This window comes from Pseudomonas sp. Pseusp49 (genome assembly GCF_059491875.1).
Genome location: NZ_CP168514.1, coordinates 5,028,658 through 5,042,252, shown reverse-complemented (window position 1 = coordinate 5,042,252; position 13,595 = coordinate 5,028,658). Strand labels below are relative to the sequence as shown.

Genomic DNA, 13,595 nt, shown 5'->3' with positions numbered 1-13,595 from the left:
GTCGAGGAGGTCATATGATTCGTTCGATGCTGTACGCCACTGACCTTGGCCTGTACGCGCCCGTGGTGATGCAGCATGCCCTGGAGCTGGCCCGGACCTTCAATGCCAATTTGTACGTCGTGCATGCGGTTGAGCCCATGGGGTTGTTTGCCGAATCGGTGCTGCAAAGTTATCTCGATGAACAAGCGCTGAACGAGTTTCACAGCCAAGGCCTGAATACGGTGATTGCCAGTATCGAGCAGCGGGTGCTCGACAGTTTTCGTGAGGAACTGGGGGACGAAGGGGAGCACGACCTGGAACGGATTCAGGCAGTCAGGGTGCTGCAGGGCGACCCCTCGCAGGTGATTCTGGACCAGGCGCAGAAACTCTCCGTGGATTTGTTGATCGTAGGAAGTCACAGCCACGGTGCGGGTGCGGAAACGCCTTTGGGCCGGACCGCCGCCCGTGTGTTGCAACTGTCCAAGGTGCCGGTCTATCTGGTGCCGCTGGTGCAACGTCGTCGTCAAGGGGACCGCTAGGACACGAATAATGGCAATCTGATAAAAAAGTTCTAGATTTATTCTTCGAACCATTAATATAGTTATATATCGTCGCTGATGCCCGTGGCGTCTACCTGCTTTGAGGGATTCATATGAAGCTTCAACAATTGCGCTACATCTGGGAAGTGGCGCACCACGACCTCAACGTTTCCGCTACAGCCCAAAGCCTCTACACCTCTCAACCGGGCATCAGCAAACAGATCCGCCTGCTGGAAGATGAACTGGGCGTCGAAGTCTTTGCCCGCAGCGGCAAGCACTTGACCCGGGTCACCCCGGCCGGTGAGCGCATCATCACCACCGCCGGCGAGATCCTGCGCAAGGTTGAAAGCATCAAGCAGATCGCCCAGGAATTCTCCAACGAGAAGAAAGGCACCCTGTCGATTGCCACCACTCACACCCAGGCGCGTTATGCGTTGCCGCCGGTGATCAGCAATTTCATCAAGCAATACCCGGACGTTGCCCTGCATATGCATCAGGGATCGCCGATGCAAATCGCCGAAATGGCCGCTGATGGCACCGTGGATTTCGCCATTGCCACCGAAGCGCTCGAACTGTTCGGTGATCTGGTGATGATGCCGTGCTACCGCTGGAACCGCTGCGTGGTCGTGCCTCAGGGCCACCCGCTGACCAAACTGTCGAAACTGACCCTCGAAGCGCTGGCCGAATACCCGATCGTCACTTACGTGTTCGGTTTTACCGGTCGTTCGAAACTCGACGAAGCGTTCAGCCATCGAGGCCTGACGCCGAAAGTGGTATTCACCGCCGCCGACGCCGACGTGATCAAGACCTATGTTCGTTTGGGCCTGGGCGTGGGCATCGTGGCGAAAATGGCCGTCGACACCAAACTCGACAGCGACCTGGTCGTACTTGATGCCAGCGAACTGTTCGAGTCCAGCGTGACCAAGATCGGCTTCCGTCGCGGCACCTTCCTGCGTGGCTTCATGTGCGACTTCATTGAGAAGTTCGCGCCGCACCTGACCCGCGAAGTCATGGCCAAGGCCATTCAATGCCACAACAAGCAGGAACTGGAAGAGCTGTTCGAAGGTGTCGAACTGCCAGTCCATTAAGCCCGTTTAAACGACCTCGGTGACAGCGAACTGTTGCCGAGCGCCCGCCACCGAAATTTCCACCTCGTCGCCCTCGAACTTGCCCAGCAGGCTTTTGCCCAGCGGCGAGCGCGGGGTGATGACGGTGACCAGTTGCCCCACCAGGTCGACTTTCAACCCGGCTGCATCAGGGGCGAGGAACAGCCATTGTTCGCGCCCGTTTTCGTCTTCGAGCCCGAGCAGCGCGCCGACTTCGATGCCCCGCTTTTCGTCATACGGGCGCAGGGCCAGGTTCTGGCAGAGGCTCAGTGACTGGCGGATTTCCTCGACCCTTTTGGCTTGCCCGGCCGCGAGATAGGACGCCTCGAGTCCCAGGGTGTCGTATTTGTTCTCGGCGATGTTTTCTTCGTGGGTCGCCGTTTCGTAGGCGGTTTGCGCGGCCCGTTCGGCGATGTCGAGATCGATCTGCAGCTTGTCGAGAATCAGTTGGTGGACGGTGTGCTTATTCATGATCAATCACAGAATTGCAGAACGTTGGCGCGACTTTTTTCGCTGGGTGCAGTCCGGTCCTGTTGCAGCCAGAACTGACAGTTCGGGTTGGCCAGGTTGCGAGTGCTGCTGCGTGCCTGATCGAGCCGTTGTGCCTGCTCGCTCTTGCGCAGGTTTTCTTCATATTGCTCGAACAGCGGGCTTTGTGGCGGGATGTCCGGCACCGGTTGAGTCACCACCGGTGGCTTGGCCAATTGCTCCACAGCTGCTGCTACGGGTGCCAATTGTTCGCTGAAAAGCAGGCGTGAAGCGAGCCAGCAGGTCAGCACGATGGCAATGAATCCCAGCCACATGCCGAGGGCGATGCTGCCGGTCAGTTGCAGGGCATTGAGGCTGATCGGGAAGGATCGGCGCGGAGCGGGGCGGTGGGGCATGGTTGCCTCCTGGCGAAAGGTCACTGGCGGGTGGCGATTGTCGCATGAAGAATAATCGTCGTCGGCTCTTCTGCACGGGGTAATTTATGCGGACAATCGGCGCCTTTGCCAACGGGAGCCTGGAATGCCTGAACTGAAAACCCGCTGGGATATTTTTTGCACCGTGGTCGACAATTTCGGCGACATCGGCGTGACCTGGCGACTGGCCCGGCAACTGGTGGCCGAACATGGGCTGGCGGTGCGTCTATGGGTCGATGATCTGCGAGCGTTCGAGCGCCTGTGTCCGCCAATCGACATCCACGCTGCGCAGCAATGGCAGCAAGGCGTCGAAGTGCGCCAATGGCCAGCCGAGTGGCAACGGACCGAAGCTGCCGATGTGGTGATTGCTGCATTCGCCTGCCAATTGCCGAGCGCCTATATGGATGCCATGGTCGAACGGGAAAAGACTCCGCTGTGGATGAACCTCGACTACCTGAGTGCCGAGGACTGGGTGATCGGCTGTCACGGATTGCCCTCGGTGAAGTACAAAAACGTACAGAAGTTCTTTTTCTTCCCGGGTTTCCAGAAGGGCACTGGCGGATTGTTGCGCGAGCACGGATTGCTTGAGCGTCGTCGGCAATTTCAGCAGGACCCGCAAACTCAAAGAGAATTCCTGCACGGTTTAGGGATTGATCCTGCACCTGGCGCACAGTTGATCTCATTGTTTGCCTACGAAAATACCGGGCTGGCCAGTTGGCTCGATGCGATGGCTGGCGATTCGACGGCCACTCATCTGCTGGTCCCGGAAGGGCGGATTCTCGGCGATGTCGAGCGTTGGCTCGGTGTGCAGGGGTTGGCGGCCGGTGCCGTGCATGTGCGTGACGCCTTGACCGTGCAAGTGCTGCCATTCGTCCGCCAGGACCAATACGACGGGTTGCTGTGGTGCTGCGATTTCAATGCCGTGCGTGGCGAAGATTCCTTTGTGCGCGCTCAATGGGCGGGCCGGCCATTTCTCTGGCACATCTACCGGCAGGAAGAAGATATCCATCTGGACAAGCTCGAAGCCTTCCTCGAACTCTATGTGAAGGGGCTATCGGACCCTGCGCGGGAGGCGATCAGCGGTCTCTGGCGGGCCTGGAACGCCGGTGAAAAAATGCCCGACCACTGGCAATCCACCCGTAAACACTGGCCAGAGCTGGAAAAACACGCCGAGGCGTGGTGTCTGGAACAGGCCTTGCAGGCCGATCTTGCCACGGCGCTGGTACAGTTTTATGGAAATTGGATATGATACGCGGCCTAGATTTTTGTAAATCCCATCCAAATTCGGATATTCGCAATGAAAACTGGTAAAGAACTCAAACCCGGTACCGTGATCCGTATCGACAACGATCCTTGGCTGGTTCAGAAAGCTGAATTCACCAAGTCCGGTCGTAACAGCGCGATCATGAAGACCAAGCTGAAGAACCTGCTGACCGGCTACAAGACCGAAACCGTATACGGTGCGGACGACAAGCTGGACGACGTGATCCTCGACCGTAAGGAAGCGACCCTGTCCTTCATCAGCGGCGACTCCTACACGTTCATGGACACCACCGACTACACCATGTACGAGCTGAACGCCGAAGACATCGAAAGCGTTCTGCCATTCGTGGAAGAAGGCATGACCGACGTTTGCGAAGCCGTGTTCTTCGAAGGCCGTCTGGTTTCCGTAGAGCTGCCGACCACCATCGTGCGTCAGGTTGACTACACCGAAGGTTCCGCTCGCGGCGACACTTCCGGCAAGGTCATGAAGCCTGCCAAACTGAAGAACGGTACCGAGCTGTCGGTTGCTGACTTCATCGAAATCGGCGACATGATCGAGATCGATACCCGCGAAGGCGGTTCCTACAAAGGCCGTGCCAAATAAGCACTGCTTGAGGAATGAAAAGCCCGACCATTGAGTCGGGCTTTTTTGTGCCTGGAAGATCAAGGGATCGCAGCCTGCGGCAGCTCCTACAGGTTTGATGTACATGAACACCTTCAAGGTAGGAGCTGCCGCAGGCTGCGATCTTTTGCTTCTATTTCAGGTGTTGCTTGAGTTCTTCAGACGCCTGCAACATCGCCGAACGCACCGCTGGCACCTGGCTCACCACGTTGAGCAAACCGTAGTCGTGGATCATGCCGTTGTAGCGCACCGAGGTCACCGGCACGCCGGCTTCATCGAGTTTGCGGGCGTAGGCTTCGCCTTCGTCGCGCAACACGTCGGCACCGGCGGTCTGTACCAGCGCTGGCGGCAACCCTTTCAGCTGGGCGGTGGTGGCGCGCAACGGTGAGGCATAGATCTCGTTACGCTGTTTGGCGTCGGTGGTGTAGTTGTCCCAGAACCACTTCATCGCATTTTTGCTGAGGAAGTACCCTTCGGCAAACTGGTTGTAGGACGCGGTTTCGAAGTTGGCATCCGTTACCGGCCACAGCAACACCTGGAACTTGATCGCCGGGGTTCCCTTGTCCTTGGCCATCAGTGCAACCACGGCCGCCATGTTGCCGCCGACACTGTTGCCGGCTACTGCCAGGCGCTTGCCATCGACGTTGATCTCCTTACCGTGCTCGGCCACCCATTTTGTCGCGGCGTAAGCCTGGTTGATCGCCACCGGGTAATGGGCTTCCGGCGACGGCGTGTAGTTCACGAACACGGCCGCTGCCCCAGAACCGGTCACCAGGTCACGCACCAGCCGCTCGTGGGTCGGGAAGTCCCCCAGTACCCAGCCGCCGCCGTGGAAGAACATGAACACGGGCAGCTCACCCTTGACCCCGGCCGGCCGGACGATGGTCAGGTTCAGCGGTTGGCCGTCGACTTGAATGGTCTTCTGGCTGACATCGGCTTTTGGCAGAGTCAGTTTCACCCCGGCCTGCGCGCCCGTCAGCACGGCGCGGGCGTCTTTCGGGCTGAGTTGTTCAAGCGGCTTGCCGGTACCGGCATTCAGCACATCGAGGAACGCCTGGGTATTGTGTTCAACCCCATCACTTGCGAACGCACCGTTGATCGACAGAGCGAGAAGGGTACCGGTCAAGACTTTGCTGAAAGTGTTCATGTTCGTTTCCTGTTCGGGCCTGGGAAGTCGGCGCTTAGACGGTTACGTGCAGGCGCACATCGACGTTGCCACGGGTGGCATTGGAGTACGGGCAGACCTGGTGGGCAGCGTCGACCAGTGCCTGGGCATCGGCTTGTTCAAGACCCGGCAGGCTGATGTGCAGGTCGATGTCCAGGCCGAAACCGCCAGGGATCTGGCCGATGCCGACATGGGCGGTGATCGAAGCGTCGCTCGGGATGCTGCGCTTGGTCTGGCTGGCGACGAATTTCAGGGCGCCGATGAAGCAGGCGGAGTAGCCGGCGGCGAACAGTTGCTCAGGGTTGGTGGCTGCGCCGCCGGCACCGCCGAGTTCTTTCGGCGTGGCGAGTTTGACGTCGAGGATGTTGTCGCTGGAAACCGCGCGACCGTCACGGCCACCGGTGGAAGTTGCGATTGCGGTGTAGAGAGTTTGCATGGTGAAAGCCTCGTTCGGGGTTTGGTGTGCTTGCGCTAAATGTTTGCGCGCTAAGTAAGTGCGAAATGAATGTATCGTGCTAATGTTTGGCGCGCAAGATAAAAACAAAATAAATTTGCCAGGGCCGACGAGCGGTTGAACGAGGTTGGCTGAAATTATTGAGTTAGAGCGGATGGAGGTTTTGCGGGCGATTTTTTGTGGGAGAGGATCGGATTCTATGGCGCCGCACAACGCAATTGTGGGAGCGGGCTTGCTCGCGAAAGCGGTGTGTCATTCGAAATTTACGTCGACTGACACACCGCTTTCGCGAGCAAGCCCGCTCTCACACTGGTTTCGTGGTGGGCTTGAAATTACAGGCTGTCTTGCAGATGACGACGCAGCGCTTGCAGCTCCGCTTGCAGGTTTTGCAGGCGCTCCAGTGTCATCCCGCTGGCGCCGAGGATGCATTGGGGAATATCACGAGCCTTGTCGCGCAAGGCCCGGCCCTGTTCGGTGAGCTCGACGATCACCACGCGTTCATCTTCGCGGCTGCGGGTTCGGCTGAGCAGGCCTTCGGCTTCCAGGCGCTTGAGCAGCGGCGTCAAGGATCCAGGGTCGGTCAGCAATCGAGTGCTGATTTCGCCTACCGTCAAACCGTCTTTTTCCCACAACACCATCATCGCCAGGTATTGCGGGTAGGTCAGGCCCAGCGCTTGCAGCAGGGGCTTGTAGACCTTGGTCATCATCAGCGAAGTGGAGTGCAGGGCGAAGCAGGCCTGATTATCCAGCAGCAGGTTGTCGCAGTTGTCCGGGGTGTTGCGCTCGGTGCTCATGTCGAAGCCTTGATCTGTGATCTTTGGAATCTAGCGGGCGAATCTTTAATGCGCCAGATAATTTTGATCAGTGCCGTTGCAAATGGGTTTGCAACAGCAGATCCCAGGGCGGAACCGGGCTGAAGCGGGTTTTCAGGTACTCCAGCAACAAGCGGCTTCGGGAGTTGGGTTGTTGTTCCAGGCGCAAGGCATAGATGCCGGCGTTTTCCGGTTTTGGCAGGTCGCTGTCGCAGAACAGCGGCAGCAACTCACCCCGCAACAGGTACTCGCTGGCCAGCCAGGTCGGCAGGTGCGCAATACCCAATCCGGCCAATGCGCCGCATACCAGCGCCTCGGCATTGTTGGCGCTCATGCGCACCCGCGCCGGCCGATGCAACTGCATTTGCCCGTCCCGTTCGAAACGCCAGGCGAAGGGCGGGGCCAGGCCATCCCAATCGAGTCCGTCGTGTTCAATCAGCTGCGACGGATCGGTCGGCACGCCGCGTCGGCGCAAATAGTCAGGACTGGCACAGGCAATACGCACCATGCTCGCCAGTGGCGTGGCCACCAGCCGGGTGTCGGCCAATTGCCCGGCGCGCAGCACCAGATCGACCTTGCCGAGGTTCTGGCCCTGCATGTCGACGAAACTGTCGATCAGGTGCAGTTGCACATCGAGTCCCGGATAGAGCATGAGGAAATCGGCAATCACCGGTGCCAGGTGCCGGCGCCCAAAGGCTGCTGGCGCATCGATACGAATGAGGCCTTCCGGCGCGCTGCTCAAGGACACGGCCTCGGCCCGGGCCAGACGCAATTCGGCGACGATCCGCCGTGCTCGCTCGGCGAAGGCCAATCCTGCCGGGGTAGCGCGCACCGCATGCGTACTGCGGATGAACAGCTGACTGCCGACCGCGTTTTCCAGGCTGTCGATACGCCGTGCCACGGCCGATGGGGTCATCGGATGACGGCGCGAGGTGGCGGAAAAACTGCCGGTTTCCAGTACATCGAGGAATAAAGCCAGTTGGTCGGTCAGTTGGTTGGGGTTCATGGCAAGTCTGCGCTTGTGCGAATTTGGCACAGCCATTGTGCGTCGCTGTGCGTTTCCGTGCCATAAGCAACTGCGTAGGATCAATCGCGTGATGTGAGGAGAAATCGGCCGTGATTGAGTTTCTGATGTACCTGGTGTTCGGTGCCGCCCTGGGCACGCTCGGCGGTTTGTTCGGCATCGGCGGTGGCCTGATTGCCATTCCGCTGTTGGGCGTGCTGTTCGGGCTCGATCAGCAGATTGCCCAAGGCACGGCATTGGTGATGGTCGTGCCGAACGTGATGCTGGCGCTGTGGCGCTACCATCAGCGCAACCGGATCGAGCTGCGCCACGCGCTACCGTTGGCCCTCATGGGGTTCTGCTTCGCCTGGCTCGGGTCGATCTGGGCGGTGGGCATCGATGCGCGAACCATGCGCATAGGTTTTGTGGCGTTTCTGATCGCACTGTCGGCGTACAACCTCGTACGCATGTTCGCCGCCAACGCCTCCGCGGCGTCACGGATGAACTACTCATGGCCCTGGCTGGGCGTGCTGGGCGCTGCATCCGGCACGATGGGCGGATTGTTCGGCGTGGGAGGCGCGGTGGTGGCGACACCGGTGCTGACCAGTCTGTTCGGCACCAGTCAGGTGGTTGCGCAGGGGTTGTCGTTGGCGCTGGCCCTGCCGAGCACGGGGGTGACGCTGGTGACTTATGCCGTGCACCATCAGGTCAACTGGGGGATCGGCTTACCCTTGGCGGTCGGTGGGCTGATGAGCATCAGTTGGGGCGTGAAGGTTGCCCACGCCTTGCCGGAGCGGCTGCTGCGCGGGCTGTTTTGCGGGTTCCTGGTGTTCTGTGCGGTGACGCTCGCCTTTAAAGTTTGAAGCCATCAATGATGTGGTCGGCCAGGCACTCGGTGATCGGTGACGGGTTATGCAGGTTGCGCACGAGCATGATGCTGGCCTCGGGCAGCAACGGCAGATCCTCGGCTTCACCCAGAATGCGCATGTCCGCGGTGATCAGGCTTTCAAGCTGTGCGGTCACTGCCAGGCCGGCGCTGACCACGGCCATGATCGCTGACAGGCTGTCGCTGTTGTACGCCACCCGGTAATCGCGCCCCCGGGCATCCAGGGCATTGCAGGCCCATTGGCGGCAGAAGCAATCGCTGTTGAACATCGCCAGCGGCAGCGGCGTCTGTTCGTGGGCGCTGTAGCATTGCGCCTCGGCCCAGACAAAACGTTCCTTGCGCAACAACTGGCCGATTTCGCTGCCCGGCTCGCGGGTCACGATGGAAAGGTCCAGGTCCTGGCGCATCAACAGCTGTTTCGATGATTCGCAGTGCACTTCGATCTGGATCAGAGGATAGGACTGGGCAAACCGGCGCAGAATCCCCGGGAGAAAACGCATCACATAATCGTCCGGCGTACCGATGCGCACCATGCCGACCATGTCGGGTTCACGCAGGGTATTGAAGACCTCGCTGTGCAGCTTGAGGATCCGCCGCGCATAGCCCAGCAGCACCTGGCCTTCGGCCGTCAGTCGCACCTGCCGTCCGTCGCGCTGGAACAACTGACGCTGCAGCACATCTTCTTCCAGTCGTTTCATCTGCATGCTGACGGCTGACTGGGTGCGGTTGACCATTTCGCCGGCGCGGGTAAAACCGCCCTGGTCGGCGATGGCGACGAAGGTGCGCAGCACTTCGGTATCGATACTCGGGTAGGCCGACATTCATCAATCTCCGAGATATGTGACATCAGAAACATTCGTTGGATTGATCTTAGACCCGGCGCGAGACTGGAGCCATCCAAACGGAGGGCAACAAGATGAAAGGTCAACATGAGTTCCACGGTGCGGAAAAACACTCCATTCACCTGATATCCGATCTGCTGCACAAGGTCGGCCGCTGGTACGAACTGCATCGCGAGCGCGAATTGCTGGCGAGCTTGAGCGACGAAGCACTCAAGGACATCGGCATGAGTCGTGCGGATGTGGAGAACGAGTCGATCAAGCCGTTCTGGAGTGACCCGATGCATAAATGATCCGATCAATAAATGATGAATCCCACGCTACACAAACCCCTTACCGGTGAGGTAGGTTGCGAGCAGACAAGGAGATGCCCATGCCCGCAACATTGTCCTTTACCCTCAAACAGGCTCGGCGTCTGGCGCTGGCCGCCCAAGGGTTCAACGGGCGGCAGTCGCCAGCGGCGATCAAGGCTGTTGCGCTCAACCGACTGATCGAGCGGCTGGGCATTTTGCAGATCGATTCGGTCAATGCAGTGGTGCGTTCGCACTACCTTCCGCTGTTTTCCCGCCTCGGCCATTATTCCTCCGACTTGCTCGACCAGGCTGCCTGGAGCCAGGGCCGGCGTCGGACACTCTTTGAGTATTGGGGTCATGAAGCCTCGTTGTTACCGCTTTCCCTGTACCCGCTGATGCGCTGGCGCATGCAGCGGGCGAGCCGTGGCGAAGATATCTATCAGCAACTGGCGCGATTTGGGCGTGAGCAGCAAGACACGATTCGTCGCGTGCTGGCTTCGGTCGAGCAGCAGGGCGCGCTGGGTGCCGGGAGTCTGTCGACCCGTCAGGAGCGTGCCGGGCCCTGGTGGGACTGGAGTGCGGAAAAGCATGCGCTGGAATGGTTGTTCGCTGCTGGTGAAGTGACCGTCGCCGGACGGCGCGGGTTCGAAAGGCTCTACGATTTGCCGGAGCGGGTGATTCCCTCGGCGGTGCTTGCGCAGCCCGTCCTGGATGAAGCTGACGCCCAGCGCGGCCTGTTACGGCATGCGGCAACGGCCTTGGGTGTCGCTACGGAGAAGGACTTGCGTGACTACTTCCGCCTGAACCCAGCGGACAGTCGTCCACGTTTGGCCGAGTTGGTCGAGGCCGGTGAATTGCTGACCTGCGAAGTCCAGGGCTGGCGACAACCGGCCTATTGTCTGCCCGAGCCGAAGGTGCCGCGCAAAGTCGCGGCCAGTGCCTTGCTCTCGCCGTTCGATTCGCTGATCTGGGAGCGCAGCCGTACGGAGCGGCTGTTTGATTTCCGTTATCGGCTGGAAATCTACACGCCGCAGGACAAGCGCATTTACGGCTATTACGTGCTGCCGTTTCTGCACAACGAACGGATTGCCGCACGGGTCGATCTGCGTGCCGAGCGGGCGGCAGGTCGTTTGGCTGTGCATGCGGTGCATGAAGAGGAAACGGGACTGGATGAGGAGGGGATGCTGGCGTTGGCGGTCAATCTGCGGCAGATGGCGGGTTGGCTGGGGCTGGCGCAGGTTCAGTTGAACTGCCCGCGGGCGAGTGCGGCACGGTTGCGGGTGGCATTGGCACAAATTGAGGCTCACTGAACCACTGCTTTTGTAGGAGCTGCCGCAGGCTGCGATCTTTTGATCTTGAAAAATCAAAAGATCGCAGCCTGCGGCAGCTCCTACAGTTATCGTTTATCGACGAACCTGCTTCAGGGTTTCAGCAATCAAAAACGCCAGTTCCAGCGACTGATCGGCATTCATCCGCGGGTCGCAATGGGTGTGGTAGCGATCCGACAAACCGTCCTCGGTAATCGGCCGTGCACCACCGATGCACTCGGTAACGTTCTGCCCGGTCATTTCGATATGGATCCCACCGGCATAACTGCCTTCGGCTTCGTGCACCTGGAAGAACTGCTTCACCTCGCCAAGGATCTGCGCGAAGTCGCGGGTCTTGTAGCCGCTGCTGGCCTTGATGGTGTTGCCATGCATCGGGTCGGAACTCCACAGCACCTGCTTGCCTTCTCGCTGGACGGCACGGATCAGTTGCGGCAAGTGATCGCCGACCTTGTTCGCGCCCATCCGTGCGATCAGGTTCAGGCGGCCCGGATCGTTGTCCGGGTTGAGCACATCGATCAGGCGAATCAGGTCGTCGGGGTTCATGCTCGGGCCGACCTTGACCCCGATCGGGTTGTTCACCCCGCGCAGGAATTCGACGTGGGCGCCGTCGAGCTGGCGGGTGCGGTCGCCGATCCACAGCATGTGCGCCGAGCAATCGTAGTAATCGTTGGTCAGGCTGTCGCGACGCACGAAAGCTTCTTCGTAGTTCAGCAGCAGCGCTTCGTGGGCGGTGAAGAAACTGGTTTCGCGCAGCTGCGGCGAACTGTCCATGCCGCAGGCGCGCATGAACGCCAGGGTTTCATCGATGCGATCGGCTAGGTGGCTGTATTTTTCCGCCAGCGCCGAGTTGGCGATGAAGTCCAGGTTCCACTTGTGCACCTGATGCAGATCGGCAAAACCGCCCTGGGCGAACGCGCGCAGCAGGTTCAGGGTGGCGGTGGACTGGTGATACGACTGCAACAGGCGCTCGGGGTCCGGCACGCGGCTTTTTTCGTCGAAACCGATGCCGTTGACGATGTCGCCACGGTAGGCGGGCAGCGTCACGCCATCGATGGTTTCGTCGTTGGCCGAACGCGGCTTGGCGAACTGCCCGGCCATGCGCCCGACCTTGACCACCGGACAACCGGCGGCAAAAGTCATCACGATGGCCATCTGCAGCAACACCTTGAAGGTGTCACGGATTTTCGCCGCGGAGAACTCTGCGAAGCTTTCGGCGCAGTCGCCACCCTGCAGCAGAAACGCGCGGCCCTGGGTCACCTCGGCAAACTGACGGCGCAACTCACGGGCTTCACCGGCAAACACCAGCGGCGGATAGCTGGCCAGGGTCTGCTCGACCTGCTGCAAATGCGCGGCGTCGGGGTATCGGGGTTGTTGCTGGATCGGCAGGGCGCGCCAGCTGTCAGGGCTCCAGGGTTGGCTCATCACGGTCTCTAGTGTTTTCGCTCGGACGTCCATGTTATCAGCAAATTAGTGCGTGACCTGTTCCCGTCGCATCGCTGACAATCTCGCCTTTGCCGCTCTCTACACGCGGTGTTATTGCGTTGCCGGCCCCGGTGACGGTCAGGAGATGAAATGACTGAGGAACGCGTCGAGCATCTGCTCGCCGAGGTACAGGACGAGTTCGGTGTGATTCGTGTGCTGGAAGTGGCCGATTACCGTTTTCTCGAGTTCGGTGATGCCATCGAGCAAAGCTGCGTGTTCACCGCCGATCCGAGTTGGCTCGAGTACGACTATACCCGGGCGATGCTGATCGGCGCGCTGTGCCATGAACGACCCGAAAGCGCACTGTTTCTCGGTCTCGGCGCCGGTACGCTGACCCAGGCCTGCCTCAAGTTCCTGCCGCTGGAAGATGTCGAAGCCATCGAGCTGCGCCCGGACGTGCCGCGCCTGGCCATTGAGTATCTGGGGCTGGATGACGATCCGCGTCTGTACATCCGCGTTGGCGATGCGCTGGAATTGCTGGATAGCGCAGAATCGGCGGACCTGATTTTCGTCGACCTTTATACCGATGTCGGCCCGGGTGTCGGGCATCTGGCCTGGAGTTTCCTGGAAAACTGTCAGAAGCGATTGAATCCGGGTGGCTGGCTGGTGATCAATCAGTGGGCGACCGACGATGGCAAACCCCTGGGCGCCGCCTTGTTGCGCGGTTTGTATCACCGCCACTATTGGGAACTGCCGGTGAAGGAGGGCAACGTGATCCTGATCGTGCCTTCGGAGCTGGATCAGGAGCTGGACATGGACGGCCTGATCAACCGCGCCGAAGCGCTGGCGCCGCGGCTGGGGTATTCGTTGCAGTCGTTGATCAAGGCGATTCGCCCGGCGACCTGAGGAACACTGATCCCCCTGTAGGAGCTGCCGGAGGCTGCGATCTTTTGATTTTGTTTTTCAAGATCAAAAGATCGCA

16 protein-coding genes are annotated in these 13,595 nt (G+C 59.8%); 8 read left to right on the top strand and 8 right to left on the bottom strand.

The features are described from left to right. Nucleotides 1-14 precede the first annotated feature (14 nt). Entirely contained in the window at nucleotides 15-518 is a 504-nt protein-coding gene (locus tag ACEN83_RS22325) for a universal stress protein (RefSeq protein ID WP_007973551.1), read from the top strand. A gap of 113 nt (nucleotides 519-631) precedes the next feature. Next, the gene (gene cysB / locus ACEN83_RS22320) at nucleotides 632-1,606 is read left to right on the top strand and encodes an HTH-type transcriptional regulator CysB (protein WP_015094029.1); all 975 of its coding nucleotides are present in this window, start codon (nucleotides 632-634) and stop codon (nucleotides 1,604-1,606) included. A 6-nt stretch (nucleotides 1,607-1,612) separates the two neighbouring features. Here cysB and ACEN83_RS22315 read toward each other — a convergent pair whose 3' ends face one another. Beyond that, nucleotides 1,613-2,095 carry a GreA/GreB family elongation factor gene (locus ACEN83_RS22315; protein WP_495578463.1) on the bottom strand — a complete coding sequence of 161 codons (483 nt, stop codon included), beginning with the start codon at nucleotides 2,093-2,095 and terminating at the stop codon, nucleotides 1,613-1,615. 2 nt (nucleotides 2,096-2,097) lie between these two features. Beyond that, nucleotides 2,098-2,508, bottom strand: a complete 411-nt coding sequence (locus ACEN83_RS22310) for a hypothetical protein (RefSeq protein ID WP_217837547.1) — start codon at nucleotides 2,506-2,508, stop codon at nucleotides 2,098-2,100. Nucleotides 2,509-2,632: 124 nt separating this feature from the next. Between ACEN83_RS22310 and earP the strand changes: the two genes are divergently transcribed. Both earP and ACEN83_RS22300 read left to right on the top strand, forming a co-directional pair. Beyond that, a complete protein-coding gene (gene earP, locus ACEN83_RS22305; protein ID WP_495578462.1) occupies nucleotides 2,633-3,775 on the top strand; it encodes an elongation factor P maturation arginine rhamnosyltransferase EarP in 1,143 nt (380 codons plus the stop codon). A gap of 48 nt (nucleotides 3,776-3,823) precedes the next feature. Further along, complete coding sequence (locus ACEN83_RS22300) at nucleotides 3,824-4,393, top strand: elongation factor P (protein ID WP_007955690.1); 570 nt, start codon at nucleotides 3,824-3,826, stop codon at nucleotides 4,391-4,393. 151 nt (nucleotides 4,394-4,544) lie between these two features. Here ACEN83_RS22300 and ACEN83_RS22295 read toward each other — a convergent pair whose 3' ends face one another. The 4 genes from ACEN83_RS22295 to ACEN83_RS22280 form a co-directional block, all read right to left on the bottom strand. Beyond that, complete coding sequence (locus ACEN83_RS22295) at nucleotides 4,545-5,558, bottom strand: alpha/beta hydrolase (RefSeq protein WP_495578461.1); 1,014 nt, start codon at nucleotides 5,556-5,558, stop codon at nucleotides 4,545-4,547. Between the two features lie 34 nt (nucleotides 5,559-5,592). Next, entirely contained in the window at nucleotides 5,593-6,012 is a 420-nt protein-coding gene (locus ACEN83_RS22290; protein ID WP_007973539.1) for an organic hydroperoxide resistance protein, read from the bottom strand. A gap of 350 nt (nucleotides 6,013-6,362) precedes the next feature. Then, nucleotides 6,363-6,824, bottom strand: a complete 462-nt coding sequence (locus ACEN83_RS22285; RefSeq protein ID WP_007973537.1) for a MarR family winged helix-turn-helix transcriptional regulator — start codon at nucleotides 6,822-6,824, stop codon at nucleotides 6,363-6,365. 67 nt (nucleotides 6,825-6,891) lie between these two features. Further along, nucleotides 6,892-7,848 carry a LysR family transcriptional regulator gene (locus ACEN83_RS22280; protein WP_495578460.1) on the bottom strand — a complete coding sequence of 319 codons (957 nt, stop codon included), beginning with the start codon at nucleotides 7,846-7,848 and terminating at the stop codon, nucleotides 6,892-6,894. A 125-nt stretch (nucleotides 7,849-7,973) separates the two neighbouring features. Here ACEN83_RS22280 and ACEN83_RS22275 point away from each other — a divergent pair, with 125 nt between their 5' ends. Beyond that, nucleotides 7,974-8,708, top strand: coding sequence for a sulfite exporter TauE/SafE family protein (locus ACEN83_RS22275; RefSeq protein WP_495580904.1), 735 nt, complete (start codon nucleotides 7,974-7,976; stop codon nucleotides 8,706-8,708). Here the strand turns inward: ACEN83_RS22275 and ACEN83_RS22270 are convergent. Then, nucleotides 8,698-9,552 carry a LysR substrate-binding domain-containing protein gene (locus ACEN83_RS22270; protein WP_007973533.1) on the bottom strand — a complete coding sequence of 285 codons (855 nt, stop codon included), beginning with the start codon at nucleotides 9,550-9,552 and terminating at the stop codon, nucleotides 8,698-8,700. The genes ACEN83_RS22275 and ACEN83_RS22270 overlap by 11 nt on opposite strands. 95 nt (nucleotides 9,553-9,647) lie before the next feature. On the opposite strand from ACEN83_RS22270, the gene ACEN83_RS22265 reads away from it, so the two are divergent. Then, nucleotides 9,648-9,863, top strand: coding sequence for a DUF1127 domain-containing protein (locus tag ACEN83_RS22265; protein WP_007973532.1), 216 nt, complete (start codon nucleotides 9,648-9,650; stop codon nucleotides 9,861-9,863). An 80-nt stretch (nucleotides 9,864-9,943) separates the two neighbouring features. Then, the gene (locus ACEN83_RS22260) at nucleotides 9,944-11,173 is read left to right on the top strand and encodes a winged helix-turn-helix domain-containing protein (RefSeq protein ID WP_495578459.1); all 1,230 of its coding nucleotides are present in this window, start codon (nucleotides 9,944-9,946) and stop codon (nucleotides 11,171-11,173) included. 93 nt (nucleotides 11,174-11,266) lie between these two features. Here the strand turns inward: ACEN83_RS22260 and ACEN83_RS22255 are convergent, their stop codons facing one another. Next, nucleotides 11,267-12,613, bottom strand: a complete 1,347-nt coding sequence (locus ACEN83_RS22255; protein WP_007973530.1) for a class II 3-deoxy-7-phosphoheptulonate synthase — start codon at nucleotides 12,611-12,613, stop codon at nucleotides 11,267-11,269. 150 nt (nucleotides 12,614-12,763) lie between these two features. On the opposite strand from ACEN83_RS22255, the gene ACEN83_RS22250 reads away from it, so the two are divergent. Next, the gene (locus ACEN83_RS22250) at nucleotides 12,764-13,519 is read left to right on the top strand and encodes a spermidine synthase (protein ID WP_495578458.1); all 756 of its coding nucleotides are present in this window, start codon (nucleotides 12,764-12,766) and stop codon (nucleotides 13,517-13,519) included. Nucleotides 13,520-13,595: the final 76 nt, after the last annotated feature.

Coding starts and splice junctions, on each gene's coding strand:
- ACEN83_RS22250 (WP_495578458.1), top strand. CDS start 12,764: ATGACTGAGGAACGCGTCGAGCATCTGCTCGCCGAGGTACAGGACGAG.
- cysB (WP_015094029.1), top strand. CDS start 632: ATGAAGCTTCAACAATTGCGCTACATCTGGGAAGTGGCGCACCACGAC.
- ACEN83_RS22280 (WP_495578460.1), bottom strand. CDS start 7,848: ATGAACCCCAACCAACTGACCGACCAACTGGCTTTATTCCTCGATGTA.
- ACEN83_RS22290 (WP_007973539.1), bottom strand. CDS start 6,012: ATGCAAACTCTCTACACCGCAATCGCAACTTCCACCGGTGGCCGTGAC.
- earP (WP_495578462.1), top strand. CDS start 2,633: ATGCCTGAACTGAAAACCCGCTGGGATATTTTTTGCACCGTGGTCGAC.
- ACEN83_RS22265 (WP_007973532.1), top strand. CDS start 9,648: ATGAAAGGTCAACATGAGTTCCACGGTGCGGAAAAACACTCCATTCAC.
- ACEN83_RS22275 (WP_495580904.1), top strand. CDS start 7,974: ATGTACCTGGTGTTCGGTGCCGCCCTGGGCACGCTCGGCGGTTTGTTC.
- ACEN83_RS22285 (WP_007973537.1), bottom strand. CDS start 6,824: ATGAGCACCGAGCGCAACACCCCGGACAACTGCGACAACCTGCTGCTG.
- ACEN83_RS22255 (WP_007973530.1), bottom strand. CDS start 12,613: ATGAGCCAACCCTGGAGCCCTGACAGCTGGCGCGCCCTGCCGATCCAG.
- ACEN83_RS22295 (WP_495578461.1), bottom strand. CDS start 5,558: ATGAACACTTTCAGCAAAGTCTTGACCGGTACCCTTCTCGCTCTGTCG.
- ACEN83_RS22300 (WP_007955690.1), top strand. CDS start 3,824: ATGAAAACTGGTAAAGAACTCAAACCCGGTACCGTGATCCGTATCGAC.
- ACEN83_RS22310 (WP_217837547.1), bottom strand. CDS start 2,508: ATGCCCCACCGCCCCGCTCCGCGCCGATCCTTCCCGATCAGCCTCAAT.
- ACEN83_RS22325 (WP_007973551.1), top strand. CDS start 15: ATGATTCGTTCGATGCTGTACGCCACTGACCTTGGCCTGTACGCGCCC.
- ACEN83_RS22270 (WP_007973533.1), bottom strand. CDS start 9,552: ATGTCGGCCTACCCGAGTATCGATACCGAAGTGCTGCGCACCTTCGTC.
- ACEN83_RS22315 (WP_495578463.1), bottom strand. CDS start 2,095: ATGAATAAGCACACCGTCCACCAACTGATTCTCGACAAGCTGCAGATC.
- ACEN83_RS22260 (WP_495578459.1), top strand. CDS start 9,944: ATGCCCGCAACATTGTCCTTTACCCTCAAACAGGCTCGGCGTCTGGCG.